We start from the raw sequence: 17,296 nt of genomic DNA on the forward strand, positions 1-17,296 counted from the left end.
CTCCGAATCGCTTATGACGTGCCCAGTACGGGGAGCCCGGGGTCGTAGCTTCGGAGGTGGCCCGGACACAGCCACAGCCGGTCGCCGGCGGAGTTGGTGCGCCACTCCATGCCTCCGAAGGGCGGGAAGCGCTCTCCGTCGGCCTCTCGCAGGAGGTACCTCACCGTACGGTAGCCGCGCCGGGGCTCGTCGCCGCCAGGGCCTTCCGGCTGGGCCAGAGCGGCGGCCGCGTCGTCGCTCGCCTCGAAACGGGAGAGCACCTCGCGGGTCGTGGCCAGGAGTTCCTGGGCAGCCTTCTGGTCCACCTCTCGGAACACCTCCGCGGCCAAGCGACCGGTGAGCGGAACGGCGAACTCCAGGAGCGGGATGATCAACCGGAAGTAGGGCAGCGCCTCCCGCACCAGCGCCTTGGGCAGACGCAGATCGTAACTGGCCGGGTCCCAGGGGTGGCTGCGACTGGTCTCCTCGCACCACAAGGTCAGGCGGTAGTGGGAGGCGAGCGGATTCCAGCTGCGCAAGGGGACGAGAGTGAACAGACTCGGGCAGTCCTGCTGTTCCCGCGAGAGCAGTTTCTTCACGGCACGCAACTGGTAGGCCGCCTCCGACAGGCCCCGTTCGAGCTCTCGGCGCAGCTCGCCCTGGCCGGAGATGATCTCCTCGGCTCGGGCACGGCTGTCACGTTCCAACGAGTCGATCTTCTGCCCCAGTTCGCGCAGGGCGGTCGCCGTCCCGGGCACCGGGGAGAAACCGGTGAGGAGCGTGACGATGTCCTGGGTCTCGGCGCACTCGTAACAGTCGATGGTGGTCTTCCCGCGCGCCGAGAACCGCTCCAGCGCCTCGACCGGGAAACGGCCGGGACACGGCGTTCCGGACCGCGAACGGTGCGGGCAGGGGATGTGGAAGGCGTGACCGAGACCGCTCCAGCGCTCCTTCACCAGATGCTGCACGGAATCCCTCAGCAGAGCGAAGAACATGTTGGGCGCCGGGCCGCGCACGGTCAGCCGCAGTTCGAGGTCGGAGGACAACTCGACGAGGGCCGTTGCCCCGTAGTCGGCGCAGGTGAGGAACGCGCCGCGACGCCAGTGCACACCGCTCGGGCCCGTCCAGTAGCGGTGGTTGCGCACGGTCAGCCAGGCCATCAGGCCGACCGGGGGCTCGGTGAAGGTGCACAGCAAAGACGCTTCGTGCTCTTCGGGGCCGGGGCGCCGATCGGCGTCCCAGGGCAGCGCCGGTCGATCGTGTGGGACGACCTGCGCGACGAGCGCGGCACCCTGGTCGTCCAGGCGGTAGGAGAAGTCGAACATCTCCATCAGCCGCAGGAAGTACGGGTAGACCTGCCGGGGGTACCTCGTGCGGCCCGCGCCGCCGCCCCACAGGTCCGGTAGTCGCGCGTAGTCGAGGATGCCCCCGTTGGTGCGGGTGACGCCGTCCTCCAGGACATATCCGATCGCCTTGGTCAGCCACTCCGGCTGCAGGACCATGACGTCGCTGAGACCGTGTTCCTGCCCGAAGTGGATGATGTGACCGAGATCGTGCAACAGCGTTGCCAGGGTGTCGGTCTCGGCTCCGTCGAGGCCCTGGTCCCGGCAGACGTCGTCGTATTCGGTCCGGGGGATATAGGGCGTGGACGCCGCCAGCTGGTACAGCTGTTCCCGTACGGCCAGCCAGGCATGGCTGATCAGTTGGCCCATCTGCGGCAACTGGGCGGCCTGCGCGGCGATAGCCCGGCGCAGTTCCTCGACGCCGTGACCTGAACGGTTGTCCACGGCGAGGTTCCCCACCAGGATCTCGCCGAAGCGCCGGCGCAGCTCCGGATAGTCCAACTCCGGGTGACGGCCGTCGGTGTCCCGGTAGGTGGAGACGATGAGGATGCGCGCGTCGTTGCCCACCCGTAGTCGGATCCGTCGTATCCAGCCCTCGACGGCGTTCTCCTCCTGCCCTTCGCGGGGACGCCACACCAGGACGTAGAGAGAGCGTCTGCTGTAAAAGAACTGGTGGCCGATCCGGTAGACCTCCTGACCACCGAAGTCCCACAGGTTCAGGCGCAGAAGCGTGTCGCCCGCCTCCGGGTGGGGCAGGTCGATCGTGGACACCTCGATGCCGTGCGTCGTGGGACGTCCTTCGACGAACTCCTCGCCACGCAGTGCGGAAACGAGACACGACTTGCCCACGTTGCCTTCGCCGACCAGGACGACCTTCGCCTCGTACTGCTCCTGGGCGTCGGACTCCAGGCTGCGCAGATAGGTCAGCAGGTCCGAGACTCCGCGCGCCAGAAGCGCCGGAAAGGGATCCGCGAGGTTCGGACAGTCCAGGAACAGGTCCAGGGAGTTGGGGAGGCGGCCGAGTTCTGAGGGCAGGGTGGTCAGCCGCTGGCTGCTGATCCGTAGGCTGCGGAGATTCGACAGGAAACCGATCTCCCAGGTGACGCTGGTCAGCAACGGCGCGTCCAAGGTCAGTTCTTCCAGGGACGCCAGAGCCGTGATGTTGTTTCCGAACGCCGTGATGCCCGTGCCGACGAGATGGAGCCGGCGCAGGGTGGTCACCCACGTGCCGAACCGGGGCAGGGCCGTGACGTTCACCCCTTGGAGCGTGAGGGTGTGCAGGGCCTGCGGTGCCGGAAGCGAGCGGATCGGCTCGGCACCGGTGTAGCGGACGGTCAGGCTGCCGAGGCGGGGCAGCCTGGTGAGCCAGACCGGAAGCTCGGGGTCGGAGTAATCGGCCAGCTCCAGTTCGGTGATCTGGCCCGGTTGGTACGAGCCGAGCAGATGCTCGAACGTGGTGCGGCCGCTGATCAGCAGCCGTACGCCTGATCTGGTCGGCTGTGCCACGCGGTGCGACGCCGCGTCGGGATCGCTGATGGACACCGGCTGCCCCCATCGTCAAGGCGCCTCCCGGCACCCGATCACCGGATCGTCGCCAACCATGCTCTCACGCAGGGGAGTTGGTCAGAAACCCCATGCGACCAGGGCGTCCGGGGAGGAACCGGTGGAGATGCTCCGGCAGCGCGGCGACGCCGGGCCGACCGCGTCACCGATCGGCTCCCGGATCACCTCGTCGGCGAGTTCGTCGTACGGTGTCGGCTCGGCGTTGACGATGACGAGCCGTGCCCCGTGGTCGGCGGCCACCCCGGCGAGTCCGGCCGCCGGCTGCACCTGCAGGCTGCTGCCGACGGCGACGAACACCTGACAGGCCTTGCTGATGGCGACCGCCTCGCCGAGCACCACGGGATCGAGCCGCTCCCCGAACATCACGGTCGCCGACTTCAGGATCCCTCCGCACTCCAGGCACGGCGGATCGTCCTCCCCGGCCTCGACACGGGCGAGCGCGTCCTCCATCGACCCCCGGGCGTGACACGCGGTGCACACCACCTGCCGTGCGGTGCCGTGCAGTTCGAGCACCTTGCGGGCGGGCATCCCGGCGAGCTGGTGCAGCCCGTCCACGTTCTGTGTGATCACCCGCACGGGTACACCGGACCGCTCGAGCTCGGCCACGGCCACGTGCGCGGCATTCGGCTCGGCGTTCAGCGTCCGGTTCGCCCGCCGCATCTGCCACGACCGCCGCCGAATCTCCGGATCCCCCATGTAGTACTCGTACGTCACCAGCTTCTCCGCCTCGGGATCCTTCCGCCACAGCCCGTTGGGCCCGCGGTAGTCGGGAATCCCGGAGTCGGTGGAGACACCGGCACCACTGAGAATGGCGACGAGGGGCTTGGTCATGGTGCCGAGGGTAGGTCGCCTTGCCGCCCGGGGCGAACGAATACCAAACATGGACATGACGTCATCACTGCCATGAACAGATCAACCTGGCTGAACTTGGGACATCGTCGTCCTTGTCGTGTCAAGATGCCTTCCCGGTGACAACAGGGGGGAGCGTCGTGATGAACGGGGCGCTTGTTACAGCTGGTGTTGGGCTCTTGATTTTGGGGATCTATCTCTTTCTGGTGGGCGTCACGAACGGCGAAGCCGAAACGGCGCTGATCAAGATGCCCGGCCCGCTGTCGGCGCGAACTCGCTGGATGCTGTCCATCTCGGGAGTCCTCTTGATGGCTCTCGGCATCGTCGTGCCGTTCACTTCGGATCTCTTCGGTGAGGGCAGCCTGGAGGCGACCGCAGACGGGGTGCCGAGTAAGGACGCCGACGGCCCCGTTGTCGCGTCACGCACGTCGTCGCCTGCGGAAGCGGTCTCGCCGGCGGTCGAGTCAACGCCTCCGGCCTCGTCCTACGCCGCGAGCGAGGCCTCCACCTATCTCAATGACCTGGAACCCGTGGGCGGCGAGAACTCATTCGACGAGAAGGGTGCCCTGGACATCGACGGCGTGACCTATCCGTACGCAATGAATTTCGCGACTACGGACTCCGGAGATGGGGCCACCGAAAAGGTGGAATATGATCTAGGGGGGCGCTACAAGCAATTCTCCGTGGTGCTGGGACTGAGGGACGACGCTCCGGAGACGGACGGCGGACCCTCCGCGTGCCATTGGCAGATCCTGGCCGACGGCCGGGAGTTGCTCTCGGCCGACACGTCAAGAAGGAGCCACTTCGAGTCGGGGGCGAAGGACATCTCCGGAGTCGTCCATCTGGCGATCATCGCGACCCAGACCAAAGGGGTCGAAAACCCGGTGCCATGGCCCTGCACGACCGGTGACGCGCGGGTGAGTTAGCCGCGCGCCCTGCGACCGGGGAACGCCTACGCGTTCACCCGGTGGCCGTTCTCCAGTTCCGCCGTCCCCGTGCCCTCCGCCAGCACGTCCAGGGCTGCCTGGGTGCGGCGGCCCAGGGCGCCCGGCAGGTAGTGGGGGAGGTCCTCGCGGGGGACCAGGCGCCAGGAGAGGAGTTCCTCCTCCTGGAGGTGGATGGCGGCGAGGTCGGCGTCGGTGAGGACGCCGCCGTCGTAGAGGTAGGCCACCAGGGGCGGGCGGCCCGTGCCGTGGACCCAGTCGACCGCGAGGAGGCGGCCCATCTCGCGGTCGAGGCCGATCTCCTCGGCCGTCTCGCGGCGCGCCCCCTGCCGCGGGGTCTCGCCGTCGTCGGACTCGATCGTGCCGCCCGGCAGCGCCCAGCCCTCGCGGTAGTTGGGCTCGACGAGCAGGACCCGGCCCTCGGCGTCACGCAGCAGCGCGGCGGCGCCGGCGAGGACGCGGGGCAGGCCCGCGATGTACGTGGCGAAGTCTTGGGTGGTGGTCATTGGGGAAGGGTAACCAGTCCGCGCACCCGCACCTCGGACGCTCGAACGCGCCGACGCCCGGGCTTCGCAAGACCGTCTCAACTCTCGGAGGCCGCCAACTGAAGGGTCCGTTCCGCCAGTTCGCTGATCCGTACCCCGTCGAAGCCGAACACCGCACTGCGGACCGTGTCCTCCAGCGGGTCCTTCCACTGCTGCGGGATCGCCTCGGCCCCCGTCAGCACCCCGGCCACCGAACCCGCCGTCGCTCCGTTGGAGTCGGTGTCCAGACCGCCGCGGACGGTGAGGGTGATGGTGCGGGTGAAGTCCCCGTCGCCGTACAGCAGCCCGGCGGTGAGCACCGCCGCGTTCGGTACGGTGTGGATCCAGCCGAGCCCGGCGGTCTCCTCGGCGACCGTGCTGAGCGTGTCCTCCCAGGTCATCCGCGTGTCGTGGAGCGAGACCACCCGGCGCACGATCCGGGCGAGCCGGCTGGAGGCGGGGATGACGGCCAGCGCCTCGTCCACCGCGTGCCGCACCGTCGGCGCCGTGAACGCCGCCGCGATCAGCGCCGCCGCCCACATGGCCCCGTACACGCCGTTGCCGGTGTGCGACAGCACCGCGTCCCGGCGGGCCAGGGCGGCGGCCCGGCGCGGTGCGCCCGGACAGGTCCAGCCGTAGATGTCGGCGCGGATCAGCGCGCCGATCCACTCCTGGTACGGGTTGTCGTACGTGGCGGTCAGCGGCGGCTTCAACCCGTTGGCGAGGTTGCGGTACGCCGCCCGCTCGGCCGTGAACGTCTGCAGATACGGCAGCCTCAGCAGCCACAGGTCGCCGACCTGCTCGGTGCTGAAGCCGAAGCCGTGGGTCTCCAGCAGGTCCAGGCCCAGGATCGCGTAGTCGACGTCGTCGTCCCGGCAGCTGCCGTGGATGCGGCCGCGCACGCACTGGCGCCACTCGGGCCGCAGCTCGAAGCCGTCGCTCTCGTCGGCCGGCTCGGGCAGGTAGTCGGTCAGGGGCAGGGCGGCGGCCTGCCGCAGATAGCGGTCGATCCGGTCCCGCGTCCACAGGTCGCCCTGCTCGACCGGCTTGCCGAGCATGTTGCCCGCGATCCGGCCCAGCCAGCCCCCGAGGACGCGGTCGGCGAGCTCTTGCTCGGTACCCACAGGGGTCATAGCTCCGGTTTACCCAATTCCGGGGGCGCGTGTGCGGTTTCGGTGGTCCGCACAGGCGCTTCGCACGGCGCTCGTACGTTGCTCCCACGCCGCTCTCAGGCTCCGGGCGGTGCATGACGGCGGGGGTGTGCTCCGGTTAAGGTCACAGCGGCGCGACTGGCCTTGACGTGCGCGAGGCCCGGAGAGCAAGGGGATACAGGTGACACAGCGCGTGCTCATCGCCGCGGACAAGTTCAAGGGGTCGCTGACGGCCGTACAGGTCGCCGAGCGCGTGACGGCCGGGCTGCGCCGGGTGCGGCCGGACGTGGAGGTGGAGTCCCTGCCGGTGGCCGACGGCGGCGACGGGACGGTGGCGGCGGCGGTCGCGGCCGGGTTCGAGCGGCGGGAGGTACGGGTCGCGGGGCCCCTCGGGCACGAGGTGACGGCGGCGTTCGCGCTGCGCGGCGGCACCGCGGTGGTGGAGATGGCGGAGGCCAGCGGCCTGCAGCGGCTGCCGGCCGGCGTCTTCGCGCCGCTCACGGCGTCCACGTACGGCTCCGGAGAGCTGCTGCGGGCCGCCCTGGACGCGGGGGCGCGCACCATCGTCTTCGGCGTCGGCGGCAGCGCCACCACCGACGGCGGCGCGGGCATGCTCTCCGCGCTGGGCGCCCGGTTCCTGGACGCCGACGGGGAGCCGGTGGCGCCGGGCGGCGGCGGGCTCGCCGAGCTGGCCTCGGCCGATCTGTCGGGACTGGACCCGCGCCTGGGGCAGGTGGAGTTCGTCCTGGCCAGCGACGTCGACAACCCGCTGACCGGTCCGAAGGGCGCACCGGCGGTCTACGGCCCGCAGAAGGGCGCCACGCCGGACGACGTGGAGACCCTGGACGCCGCCCTCGCGCACTACGCCAAGGTGCTGGAGGAGTCCCTGGGCGCGCGGGCCGCCGAGTACGCCGCCGCGCCGGGTGCGGGGGCCGCCGGCGGCATCGGCTTCGGTGCGCTCCTGGTGGGCGCGCGGTTCCGCCCCGGCATCGAAGTGATGCTGGAGGTCCTGGGCTTCGCGCCCGCGCTGGAGTGGGCGGACCTGGTGATCACCGGCGAGGGCTCGCTGGACGAGCAGACCCTGCACGGCAAGGCTCCCGCGGGCGTCGCCGCCGCGGCCCGCGCCGCCGACAAGGAGGTCGTCGCGGTCTGCGGCCGCCTCGCGCTGCCGCCGCAGGCGCTGGGACAGGCGGGCATCCGCCGGGCGTACCCGCTGACCGACGCCGAACCGGACGTCGCCAAGTGCATCGCGGACGCGGGCCCCATCCTGGAACGGGTGGCGGAACGAATCGCACACGACTTCCTCACCTGAACCCCCACACCACGATCACCATCCGGCGGCGTGGCCAGCCGTCCACCGCCCGCCGCCGGAACACCCGGGCACCGTGCGGCGCCGGGCCAGCCGGTCACCGTGCGGCGCCGGGACGGCCGGGCACTCTGCGGCGCCCGGACAGCCGTTCACCGTCCGGCGCCGGAACACCTGGTCACCGTCTGGCGTGGGGCAGACCGTCACGGTCCGGTGCGGGGCCAGCCAGTCACCGTGCGGCGCCGGAGAGCCGGTCACCGTCCGCCGCGGCGCCAGCCGGTCACCGTCCCCCGCGGGGACAGCCCGGCACCCTGCGGCGCCCGGACAGCCGGTCACCGTCTGGCGCGGGGTCAGCCGGTCGCCGTGCGGCGGCGGTGTCTGGCACCCTCCGGTGCCGGCACAGTCGGGCACCCTGCGGCGCCCGGACACCCGGACACCCGGGCACCGTTCGCCGTCGGAACACCCGGGCACCGCCCGGTGCGGGGTCAACCGGTTATCGTCCGGCGCCGGACAGGCGGTAGGCGTCCAGGGCCAGGGTCATCTCGATCAGGTCCCGTGGGCGGGCCAGGGAGCGGGACGTGAGCTGTTCCAGGCGGCGCAGGCGGTTGAAGACGGTGTTGCGGTGGCAGTACAGCCGTCCCGCGGCCCGCCCCGCGGAGCCCTCGCACGCCAGCCACACGTCGAGCGTCTCCAGCAGCACGGCCCGGTCGGCGGGCTCCAGCTCCAGCAGCCCGCCGAACACCCCCGACACCAGCCGGTCGGCCAGCTCCGGCTGGCTGACCACGAGCGCCGTCGGCATCCGCTGATCCAGCCGTACGACCGTCCCGGCGTCCGGCGGGCACGTGCGCAGCGCCAGTTCGGCCAGCCGCCGGGCCCGCCCCAGCTCCGCCAGCCCCGGCACCACCGGGCTGATCCCGCCCGGCCCCGAGCACCGCCCGTCCAGCACCCGCACCACCGCGTCCAGGCCCTGCCCCGGCGCCAGCGCCACCACCCCGACCTCACCGTCCGCCCGCATCCGCCAGATGAACCGGAACCCGGCCCCCCGCACCGGCCGCTCGCACGCCTCCCGCCGCTCGGTCCGCAGCACCACCACCGCGTACGGCCCGTGCTCCGGCAGATCGAGGCCGGCCGCGGCCCGCGCCGCGAGCCCGGGCGCCGTCTGCCCCTCCAGGAGCGCGTCGAGCAGCGCCTGCAACTGCTCGTCGGTGCGCCGCCGCAGCTCCGCCTCCGTCGCCCGGTACGCCTCCGACGCCGACTCCACCTGCGCGTCCACCGCGGCCCACACCATCGTCGTCGACCGCATCAGCGCCGCCAGCCGCTCCGGCTCCCGCCCGGCCGCGCCCTCCACCAGCGCGTCCCACACCAGGTAGCCGGCGTTGCGGTAGGCGTGCACGAGCAGGTCGAGCGGCAGCCCCTGCCGGGCCCGGCGCCGGCCGGAGTCCTCGGCGTGCTCCAGGTCGCGCCGCGGCGAGTCCCGGGGCGCGGAGATCGTCGTGATGCCGATCCGTAAGGCCTCCTCCGCCTCCCGCCACTGCTGGTCGTAGGGGAGCACCTGGCCGTAGACGGGGGAGTGCTCGGTGAGCTGCCGCAGGTGCTCGTCGACAAGCTCCGGCAGCCGTTCCAGCAGAGCCGTGCACGACTCCGCGAGCAGCTTCCAGTCATGACCGGTACGCGGCCTGCGTCCTCCCATGGCCGGAGGATGCCATCCGGACCCGACCGCGCACAGGTCCCTGACACGCGGTGTTGTGCGCGCGCACAACGTCCGGCCCGGCCTGCTGGGCACCCGCAGCGATTCCGCCCTGCGCCGTGGACGCGCGCTCCCGCCGGTGCTGGGGTGAGCGCCACACCGAGTGACGACAGAGGGGAAGTCCATGGGCGGATCCGGACTCGTCGTGCAGGACCTGTCCGTCGGATACGGACCCGTGCGGGCGCTGCGCGGCGTCTCCCTGGAGGTACCGGAGGCAGCCGTGGTGACCGTGCTGGGCGGCAACGGCGCGGGCAAGTCGACGCTGCTGCGCGCGATCAGCCGGACGCTGTCCTTCCACGGCGGCGCGGTCACCGGGGGCGGTGTGCGCCTGGGCGGCCGCCGGCTCGACCGGCTGCCACCGGACCGGGTGGTCGCCTGCGGGGTGTCCCAGGTACCGGAGGGACGGCGGGTGTTCGCCCGTATGACCGTGCGCGACAACCTCCGCGCGGGCGCCCTCGGCAGCCGCCGGCCGGACCGGGCGAAGGCCCTCGCCCGGGTCCACGACCTCTTCCCCGTGCTCGCCCAGCGCGCCCACCAGCGCGCCGGGCTGCTGTCGGGCGGCGAACAGCAGATGCTCGCCGTCGCCCGCGCCCTGATGGCCGCCCCCGGGTTCCTGCTGCTCGACGAACCCTCCCTCGGACTCGCCCCGCTCATGGCCGAGCGGATCGCCGACACCGTGCGGGAGATCAACGACCAGGGCACCGCCGTCCTCCTCGTCGAACAGAACGCCGCGCTCGCCCTGCGGCTCGCCACGCGCGCGTACGTCCTCGAAGTCGGCGAGGTCACCCTCGCCAGCCCCGCCGCCGACCTGGCCGCCTCCGACGAGGTCCGCCGCCGCTACCTGGGCGTCGTCGACGAGGACGCCGCCGCCGACGCCGACCAGGCCGTACGGCGCACCCTGACCCCCTGGAAGGGGTGACCCGTGACCAGCGTGGACCCCCTCGAAGTGCGCGGCCTGACCGTACGGTTCGCCGGACTCACCGCCCTCGACGACGTCGGCTTCACCGTCCGCCCCGGCACCGTGCACGCCCTCATCGGGCCCAACGGCGCCGGTAAGTCGACCTGCTTCAACGTGCTGTCCGGCGTCTACCGGGCCACCGCGGGCAGCGTCCGCTTCGGCGACCGCGAACTGACCGGCATGCCCCCGCACCGCATCGCCGCCCTCGGCATCGCCCGGATCTTCCAGAACCTCGCCCTGCCGCCCCGCGCCACGGTCGAGGACTGCCTGCTGCTGGGCCGGCACCGGCTGATGCGCGCCGGCTTCCTCGCCGCCGGACTGCGCCTGCCCTCGGCGGCCCGCGAGGAACGCCGGCACCGGGCCCGCGTCCGGGAGATCGCCGGGTTCGTCGGCATCGCGGACTGTCTGGACCGCCCCGCGGGATCCCTGCCGTACGGGCGGCAGAAGCTCGCCGAACTCGCCCGCGCGCTGTGCATGGAGCCGCGCCTGCTGCTCCTGGACGAGCCGGTCGCGGGCATGACCGCCGACGAACGCCGCCGCACCGCCGCCGTCATCGCCGGCGTCCGCGACGGCCTCGGCATCTCGATCGTGCTGGTCGAACACGACATGGGGGTGGTGATGCGGCTCGCCGACACCGTGACCGTACTGGACTTCGGGCGCCGGATCGCCGACGGCGCCCCCGCCGCCGTACAGAACGATCCCGCCGTCGTACGCGCCTACCTGGGGGCCGGATCATGAGCACCTTCGTCGAGATCCTGCTCAACGGCGTGTCGCTCGGGTCGGTGTACGCGCTCGTCGCGCTCGGGTTCGTGGTGATCTTCCGGGCCACCGAGGTCGTCAACTTCGCCCACGCCTCGCTGCTCCTGGCGGGCGGCTACGTCACCGCCTCCCTCCACGACGACCTGGGCTTCTGGCCCGCGCTGCTGGCCGGGATCGCGGGCGCCGCGCTGGTCGGGGCGGCCGTGGAGTTCCTGGTGATGCGGCGCTACCGGGGCGGCGACCCCCGGGTGCTGGCCATCGTCACCATCGGGGTCGACATCCTGCTCACCACCGAACTCACCCGCCGCATCGGCACGGACGTCCTGCCCATGGGCGACCCGTGGGGCGATGCCGTGCTGCGCCTCGGGCCGATCTCCCTCGCCCACACCCGGATCGCCGCGTTCGTGGCGGCGGCGCTGCTCATCACCGCGTTCCTGCTGGTCTTCCGCTACACGTCGTGGGGCGTGGCGATGCGGGCGGCGGCGGAGAGCGCGGAGACGGCGGCGCTGATGGGGGTACGGCTGGGGCGGGTCTCGGCAGGCGCCTGGGCCGTTGCCGGGGGCCTGGCCGCGGTCGCCGCGCTGTTCCTGACCGTCTTCCCGACGCCGGGCCTGGAGCGCGCCACCTCGCTCGCCGCGCTCAAGGCCTTCCCCGCGGCGATCCTCGGCGGCCTGGACTCGACCACGGGCGCCCTCGTCGGCGGCCTGCTGGTCGGCGTCACCGAGTCGCTGGCCACCGGCTACCAGGGCGATCTGACGTTCCTGGGCCGGGGACTGGGCGATCTGGCGCCGTACCTGGTGATGGTCGTGATCCTGCTCGTCCGGCCCGCGGGCCTGTTCGGCACGAAGGAGCTCGCCCGTGTCTGAGGTCCTGCGCCGCGACGAGGCGGGCGAGGCGCCGCCCGGTGCCCGCCGCCGCCCCGCCTGGCTCACCCGCCCCCGCCCCTACGCCTGGGCGGCCGCCACCGTCCTCCTCCTGGCCCTTCCGTTCTACCTGGACCGCTTCTGGCTGGAGGCGGGCCTGTTCGCGATGGCCGCCGCCATCGGCGCGATCGGCCTGAACCTCCTGACCGGCGCCACCGGCCAGCTCTCCATGGGCCACGCCTTCTTCCTCGCCGTGGGCGCGTACGCCTACTGCGTGTTCGCGGCGGACGGCGGCGACGGCCTGGCCGGGCTCGGTCTGCCGACCTGGCTCGCGGCCGTGCTCGCGGTCGGCGTCGCGGGCGTCGCGGGCGGCCTGTGCAGCCCCCTGTCGGGGCGGCTCAGCGGCGCCTATCTGGGCATCGCCACGCTCGCCCTCGTCTTCATCGGCCAGCACGTGATGTTCAACGCCCACGACCTGACCGGCGGTGCCAACGGCCGGGACGTGCCGCCGCTCAGCCTGTTCGGCCTGACCTTCGACGACCGCGAGACCGTGGTGGCCGCCGTGCCGTTCGGCGCGGCCGAGAAGCTCTGGTACGCCGGTCTCGTCCTGCTGCTCGCCGCCGCGCTGTTCGCCCGCGGCGTGCTGCGCGGCCGTCCGGGCCGGGCCATGAACGCCATCCGCGACCACCGCATCGCGGCCGGGGTGATCGGGGTGCCGGTGGCCCGCCACCGCGCCGCCGTCTTCGTGCTGTCGTCGATGTACGCGGGCCTGGCGGGCGTGCTGCTCGCGCTGGTCTTCCAGCGGACGGTGCCCGACTACTTCGGCATCACGCTGTCCCTGGACTACCTCGCCATGATCGTCGTCGGCGGGCTCGGCTCGGTCTCCGGCGCGGTGGCCGGGGCCGCGTTCGTCTCCCTGCTGCCGCAGCTGCTGACCCGCTACAGCGACGCGCTGCCCCTGGTCTCCGCCCCCGGCACGGGCGGGATCGCACCGGGTGAGGCCGCCCGGTACCTCTACGGCGCCGCCGTCGTGCTGGTGGTGCTGTTCCTGCCCGGCGGCCTGGCCGGAGCAGCCGCCCGGCGCCGCACCGGAACCGACACGGAGGAACGATGACCACGACGACGTACGCGACCAGGACCGCGGCCGGTGTCCTCGCCGCGCTGCTTTTCGCGGCCGGATGCAGCTCCAAGGCCAAGGACGACGACAGCGACAAGGCCGCCGCGGGCGGGGTGAAGACCGGGGAGGGCGTCTCCGGCAGGACCATCACCCTGGGCGCGCTCACGGACCTGAGCGGGGTCTACGCCACGCTCGGCAAGAGCGTCACCCAGGCCCAGCAGCTGTACGTGAAGCAGTTCAACGCCGCCGGCGGCGCCTGCGGCTACAAGGTGCGGCTCGCCGTCCGCGACCACGGCTACGACCCGCAGAAGGCGGTGTCCGGCTACACCGAGCTGGAGCCGGAGGTGCTGGGCTTCGCCCAGTTCATCGGCTCGCCGTTCGTCGCCGCGGTCAAGCAGCGCATCGACGGCCGGGACAAGGACCTGGTGCTGCCGCAGGCCTGGTCGTCGACGCTGCTGGGCAGCCCGTACATCCGCGTGATCGGATCGACGTACGACATCGAGACGATCAACGCCGTCGACTTCCTGATCAGAAAGAAGGGGATCAAGAGGGGCGACAGGATCGGCCATGTGTACTTCGAGGGCGACTACGGCGAGAGCGCCCTGGTCGGCTCCCGGTACGCGGCGAAGCAGGCCGGGCTGAGCGTGGTCGAGCAGAAGATCAAGCCCACCGACAACGACATGACCGCCCAGGTCGCCGCGCTCAAGCAGGCCGGCGTCAAGGCGATCGTGCTGAGCGCGGGCCCGCGTCAGGCGGCCTCGCTCGTCGGCGTCGCGGCGGCGAGCGGCTTCGACGTGCCGGTCATCGGCAACAACTCCGCCTTCGCACCCCAGTTGCTGGCCACCGAGGCGGGCCCGGCCCTGACGCGGAACTACTACGTGGCCTCGCCCTCGCTGCCCATCGGCGCCGACACCCCGAAGGCGAGGAAGCTCGTCGCCGACTACCGGGCGGCCTACCCGAAGGACACCCTCGACAACGGCATCGTCGCCGGCTGGACCGCCGCGTCCGCCTTCGGCGAGGCACTGAGGAAGGCGTGCGCGGACAAGGACCTCACCCGGGAGGGCGTCGACAGGGCGCTGCTGTCGATCGACTCCTTCGACGTCGGCTTCGGCGTCACCCAGGACTTCACCGACCCGAAGGCGGCGTCGTCGCGGGAGAGCGTGATCCTGCAGCCCGACAAGGGCGTCACGGGCGGCATGAAGGTCGTCCGGGAGGCGGCGGCCTCGAAGACGGCCGAGCAGTACACGCCGCAGGGCTGACGACAGCACGAAGGGGCCCGGACCGCCTCCGGTCCGGGCCCCTCGTACGCGTGTGCGCTACGGCAGCTGCGCCGCCCGCGCCTCGCGCCGGTTGTCGCGGAAGTTGTTCACCCGGCGGGCCGTGGCGAACAGCGGGATCACCGCGCCCGTGACCAGCTGCAGCGCGCAGCCCGTCTGGAGCAGCAGCTGGCCGCTGGGGGCGTCGAAGGCCCAGCCGGCCAGCAGGCCCATCGACACGACGATCCAGGACAGCATCGCCACCGCGAGGCGGCCCCGCGGCTTGGGGTACTCCACCCGGCTCACCATCAGCCAGGCCGTCCCCAGGATCGCCAGCAGCGTCGCCACGAAGGGCAGCTCCAGCAGCACGATCGAGACGACCGTCAGCGCGCCGAACGGCGAGGGCATGCCCTGGAACATGCCGTTGGGCACCGTCACGCACGAGAAGCGCGCCAGGCGCAGGACGACGGCCAGCAGCACCACGATCGCCCCGACCGCGGCCACTCTCTGGTGCGCGTCGTCGGCGACCATGCCGTAGACGAGGACGAAGTACGCCGGTGCCAGCCCGAAGCTGATCAGGTCGGAGAGGTTGTCCAGCTCCGCGCCCATCGGCGAGCTGCGCAGCTTGCGCGCCACCAGGCCGTCGAACAGGTCGAAGACCGCCGCGCACAGCATCAGGATGACCGCCGTGGCCGCGCTGTGCCGGGCCATGCCCGTCTCCTGGTCGCCCGTGAGGTGCGGGATCAGGATCCCGGTGGTGGTGAAGTACACGGCCATGAAGCCGCAGGTGGCGTTGCCGAGGGTCAGCGTGTCCGCTATCGACAGGCGCAGAGAGAGGGGCATCTCCTCCTCGTCGTCCACCTCGTCGGCCTCGGGCACCCAGCCCGCCTGGGTCTCCGGATCAATCACGGTCAATGCGAGTCACCCCAGCCACGGTCTTCTGACCGACCTCGACCGCGACCTCCACGCCCTCGGGCAGGTAGATGTCGACGCGCGAGCCGAAGCGGATCAGACCGATGCGGTCGCCCTGCTCGACCTTGGTCCCCTGGGGGAGGTACGGCACGATGCGGCGGGCCACCGCGCCGGCGATCTGGATCATCTCGATGTCGCCGAGTTCGGTGTCGAAATGCCAGACTACGCGCTCGTTGTTCTCGCTCTCCTTGTTGAACGCCGGAACGAACCCGCCGGGGATGTGCTCGACCGACGTCACCGTGCCGGAGAGGGGCGCGCGGTTGACGTGGACGTTGAGCGGGCTCATGAAGATCGCGACGCGGGTGCGGCCGTCCTTCCAGGGCATGATGCTCTGCACCACACCGTCGGCGGGCGAGATGACCCGGCCCTGGGCGATCTCGCGCTCGGGGTCGCGGAAGAACCACAGCATGCCCGCCGCCAGCGCGGTGGCGGGCACGGCCACGGCCTTGGCGGCGCCGGAGCGGCGGGCGCGGGCCAGGCTGAGGGCTGCGGTGGCGACGGTCGGGAGAAGCCACGGCGATGCTCCGCGCGCGAGGCGTACGCCAGCGAACCTGTCGCGTGGTGCAGAGGTTTGGCTGTGGGGCATGAATGACCTTCGTAGCGGATGATGCCGCGCTTCGTTCGGGGGACGGCGGCTTTCCGGGATCGTACCGGTCGCGGGCCACAACTGGGCAAGCCAGGAAGCCGAGTCGGCGGCCGAAGAGTGCCTACGGGGTGTGATCTTCTTCTCGAAGAAAACACCCCGTTTCCGGACATTCAGCCCTGGAACCGATACTCTTCGAGCAGCCTGCGCCCGATGATCATTTTCTGGATCTCGGCGGTACCTTCACCGATGAGCAGCATCGGAGCCTCCCGGTAGAGGCGCTCGATCTCGTACTCCTTGGAGAAGCCGTAGCCGCCGTGGATCCGGAAGGCGTCCTCCACGACCTCCTTGCAGTACTCGGAGGCGAGGTACTTCGCCATCCCTGCCTCAAGGTCGTTTCGTTCTCCGGAGTCCTTTTTGCGTGCCGCGTTCACCATCATCGCATGCGCGGCCTCGACCTTGGTGGCCATCTCCGCGAGCTTGAACTGGATCGCCTGGTGCTGGGCGATCGGCTTGCCGAAAGTGTGACGCTGCTGGGCGTACTGGACGCCGAGCTCGAAGGCACGCTGAGCGACACCGCAGCCACGCGCCGCCACGTTGACGCGGCCGACCTCGACTCCGTCCATCATTTGGTAAAAACCTCGGCCGGTGACCCCGCCGAGCACCCGGTCGGCCGGAATCCGCAGGCCGTCCATGATCAGCTCGGTGGTGTCGACGCCCTTGTAGCCCATCTTGTCGATCTTCCCGGGGATGGTGAGGCCGGGGCGGACCTCGCCGAAGCCGGGCTCCTTCTCGACCAGGAAGGTCGTCATCGACTTGTGGGGCGCGGTGCCCTCCGGGTGTCCTTCATCACTTCGGACGAGGACGGCGACCAGACTTGACGTCCCGCCGTTCGTCAGCCACATCTTCTGGCCGTTGAGGACGTACTCGTCACCGTCCCTGACCGCCTTGGAGGTGATGGCGGACACGTCCGAGCCGAGACCAGGCTCCGACATCGAGAACGCGCCGCGGATGTCGCCGGCCGCCATGCGCGGCAGGAAGTGGTTCTTCTGCTCCTGCGTGCCGTGCTGCTTGAGCATGTACGCCACGATGAAGTGGGTGTTGATGATGCCGGAGACCGACATCCAGCCGCGGGCGATCTCCTCGACGCACAGCGCGTACGTCAGGAGCGACTCGCCCAGACCCCCGTACTCCTCGGGGATCATCAGGCCGAACAGGCCCAGCTCCTTCAGCCCGTCGACGATCGCCTGCGGGTACTCGTCGCGGTGTTCCAGCTCGGTGGCGACCGGGATGATCTCCTTGTCCACGAAGTCGCGGACGGTGGAGAGGATCTCCTGCTGGATGTCCGTCAGACCGGCCGTCTGGGCAAGTCGCGCCATGGC

General features: G+C 71.4%; 15 protein-coding genes. 7 read left to right on the top strand and 8 right to left on the bottom strand.

All coding sequences use genetic code 11. From position 1 onward, the window contains the following. Nucleotides 1–11: 11 nt before the first annotated feature. A complete protein-coding gene (locus tag ACYF6T_RS08810; RefSeq protein WP_461694889.1) occupies nt 12–2,864 on the bottom strand; it encodes a COR domain-containing protein in 2,853 nt (950 codons plus the stop codon). Nucleotides 2,865–2,945: 81 nt separating this feature from the next. Beyond that, nucleotides 2,946–3,716 (bottom strand): SIR2 family NAD-dependent protein deacylase, encoded by a 771-nt coding sequence (locus ACYF6T_RS08815; RefSeq protein ID WP_461694890.1) that lies wholly within the window; start codon nt 3,714–3,716, stop codon nt 2,946–2,948. A 161-nt stretch (nt 3,717–3,877) separates the two neighbouring features. On the opposite strand from ACYF6T_RS08815, the gene ACYF6T_RS08820 reads away from it, so the two are divergent. Further along, complete coding sequence (locus ACYF6T_RS08820; protein WP_461694892.1) at nt 3,878–4,660, top strand: NPCBM/NEW2 domain-containing protein; 783 nt, start codon at nt 3,878–3,880, stop codon at nt 4,658–4,660. 26 nt (nt 4,661–4,686) lie between these two features. On the opposite strand, the gene ACYF6T_RS08825 is transcribed toward ACYF6T_RS08820, so the two are convergent. Both ACYF6T_RS08825 and ACYF6T_RS08830 read right to left on the bottom strand, forming a co-directional pair. Further along, complete coding sequence (locus ACYF6T_RS08825) at nt 4,687–5,184, bottom strand: NUDIX domain-containing protein (RefSeq protein WP_461694894.1); 498 nt, start codon at nt 5,182–5,184, stop codon at nt 4,687–4,689. A 77-nt stretch (nt 5,185–5,261) separates the two neighbouring features. Beyond that, entirely contained in the window at nt 5,262–6,335 is a 1,074-nt protein-coding gene (locus ACYF6T_RS08830) for an ADP-ribosylglycohydrolase family protein (protein WP_461694895.1), read from the bottom strand. A 211-nt stretch (nt 6,336–6,546) separates the two neighbouring features. Here ACYF6T_RS08830 and ACYF6T_RS08835 point away from each other — a divergent pair, with 211 nt between their 5' ends. Then, a complete protein-coding gene (locus ACYF6T_RS08835; RefSeq protein ID WP_461695177.1) occupies nt 6,547–7,665 on the top strand; it encodes a glycerate kinase in 1,119 nt (372 codons plus the stop codon). 487 nt (nt 7,666–8,152) lie between these two features. Here the strand turns inward: ACYF6T_RS08835 and ACYF6T_RS08840 are convergent, their stop codons facing one another. Beyond that, nucleotides 8,153–9,349, bottom strand: coding sequence for a PucR family transcriptional regulator (locus tag ACYF6T_RS08840; protein WP_461694897.1), 1,197 nt, complete (start codon nt 9,347–9,349; stop codon nt 8,153–8,155). 181 nt (nt 9,350–9,530) lie between these two features. Here ACYF6T_RS08840 and ACYF6T_RS08845 point away from each other — a divergent pair, with 181 nt between their 5' ends. From ACYF6T_RS08845 to ACYF6T_RS08865, 5 genes are read left to right on the top strand one after another with little or no spacing between them, the layout of a single operon-like run. Continuing rightward, entirely contained in the window at nt 9,531–10,325 is a 795-nt protein-coding gene (locus ACYF6T_RS08845; protein WP_461694899.1) for an ABC transporter ATP-binding protein, read from the top strand. A gap of 12 nt (nt 10,326–10,337) precedes the next feature. Next, nucleotides 10,338–11,102: an ABC transporter ATP-binding protein gene (locus ACYF6T_RS08850; protein ID WP_461695178.1), complete on the top strand. Its 765-nt coding sequence runs from the start codon at nt 10,338–10,340 to the stop codon at nt 11,100–11,102. Further along, a complete protein-coding gene (locus ACYF6T_RS08855) occupies nt 11,099–11,989 on the top strand; it encodes a branched-chain amino acid ABC transporter permease (RefSeq protein ID WP_461694901.1) in 891 nt (296 codons plus the stop codon). Before ACYF6T_RS08850 ends, ACYF6T_RS08855 begins: the two co-directional genes overlap by 4 nt. Beyond that, on the top strand, nt 11,982–13,100 hold the full coding sequence (locus tag ACYF6T_RS08860) for a branched-chain amino acid ABC transporter permease (RefSeq protein ID WP_461694902.1): 1,119 nt from the start codon (nt 11,982–11,984) through the stop codon (nt 13,098–13,100). The genes ACYF6T_RS08855 and ACYF6T_RS08860 overlap by 8 nt, the downstream gene beginning before the upstream one ends. Further along, complete coding sequence (locus ACYF6T_RS08865) at nt 13,097–14,362, top strand: ABC transporter substrate-binding protein (protein ID WP_461694904.1); 1,266 nt, start codon at nt 13,097–13,099, stop codon at nt 14,360–14,362. The genes ACYF6T_RS08860 and ACYF6T_RS08865 overlap by 4 nt, the downstream gene beginning before the upstream one ends. A gap of 57 nt (nt 14,363–14,419) precedes the next feature. Here the strand turns inward: ACYF6T_RS08865 and pssA are convergent, their stop codons facing one another. The 3 genes from pssA to ACYF6T_RS08880 form a co-directional block, all read right to left on the bottom strand. Then, nucleotides 14,420–15,238, bottom strand: coding sequence for a CDP-diacylglycerol--serine O-phosphatidyltransferase (pssA, locus tag ACYF6T_RS08870; protein ID WP_461695180.1), 819 nt, complete (start codon nt 15,236–15,238; stop codon nt 14,420–14,422). A gap of 22 nt (nt 15,239–15,260) precedes the next feature. Beyond that, nucleotides 15,261–15,917, bottom strand: a complete 657-nt coding sequence (locus tag ACYF6T_RS08875) for a phosphatidylserine decarboxylase (RefSeq protein ID WP_461694905.1) — start codon at nt 15,915–15,917, stop codon at nt 15,261–15,263. A gap of 170 nt (nt 15,918–16,087) precedes the next feature. Then, nucleotides 16,088–17,293, bottom strand: coding sequence for an acyl-CoA dehydrogenase family protein (locus ACYF6T_RS08880; protein WP_461694907.1), 1,206 nt, complete (start codon nt 17,291–17,293; stop codon nt 16,088–16,090). Nucleotides 17,294–17,296: the final 3 nt, after the last annotated feature.

Source organism: Streptomyces sp. 7R007 (assembly GCF_054850255.1).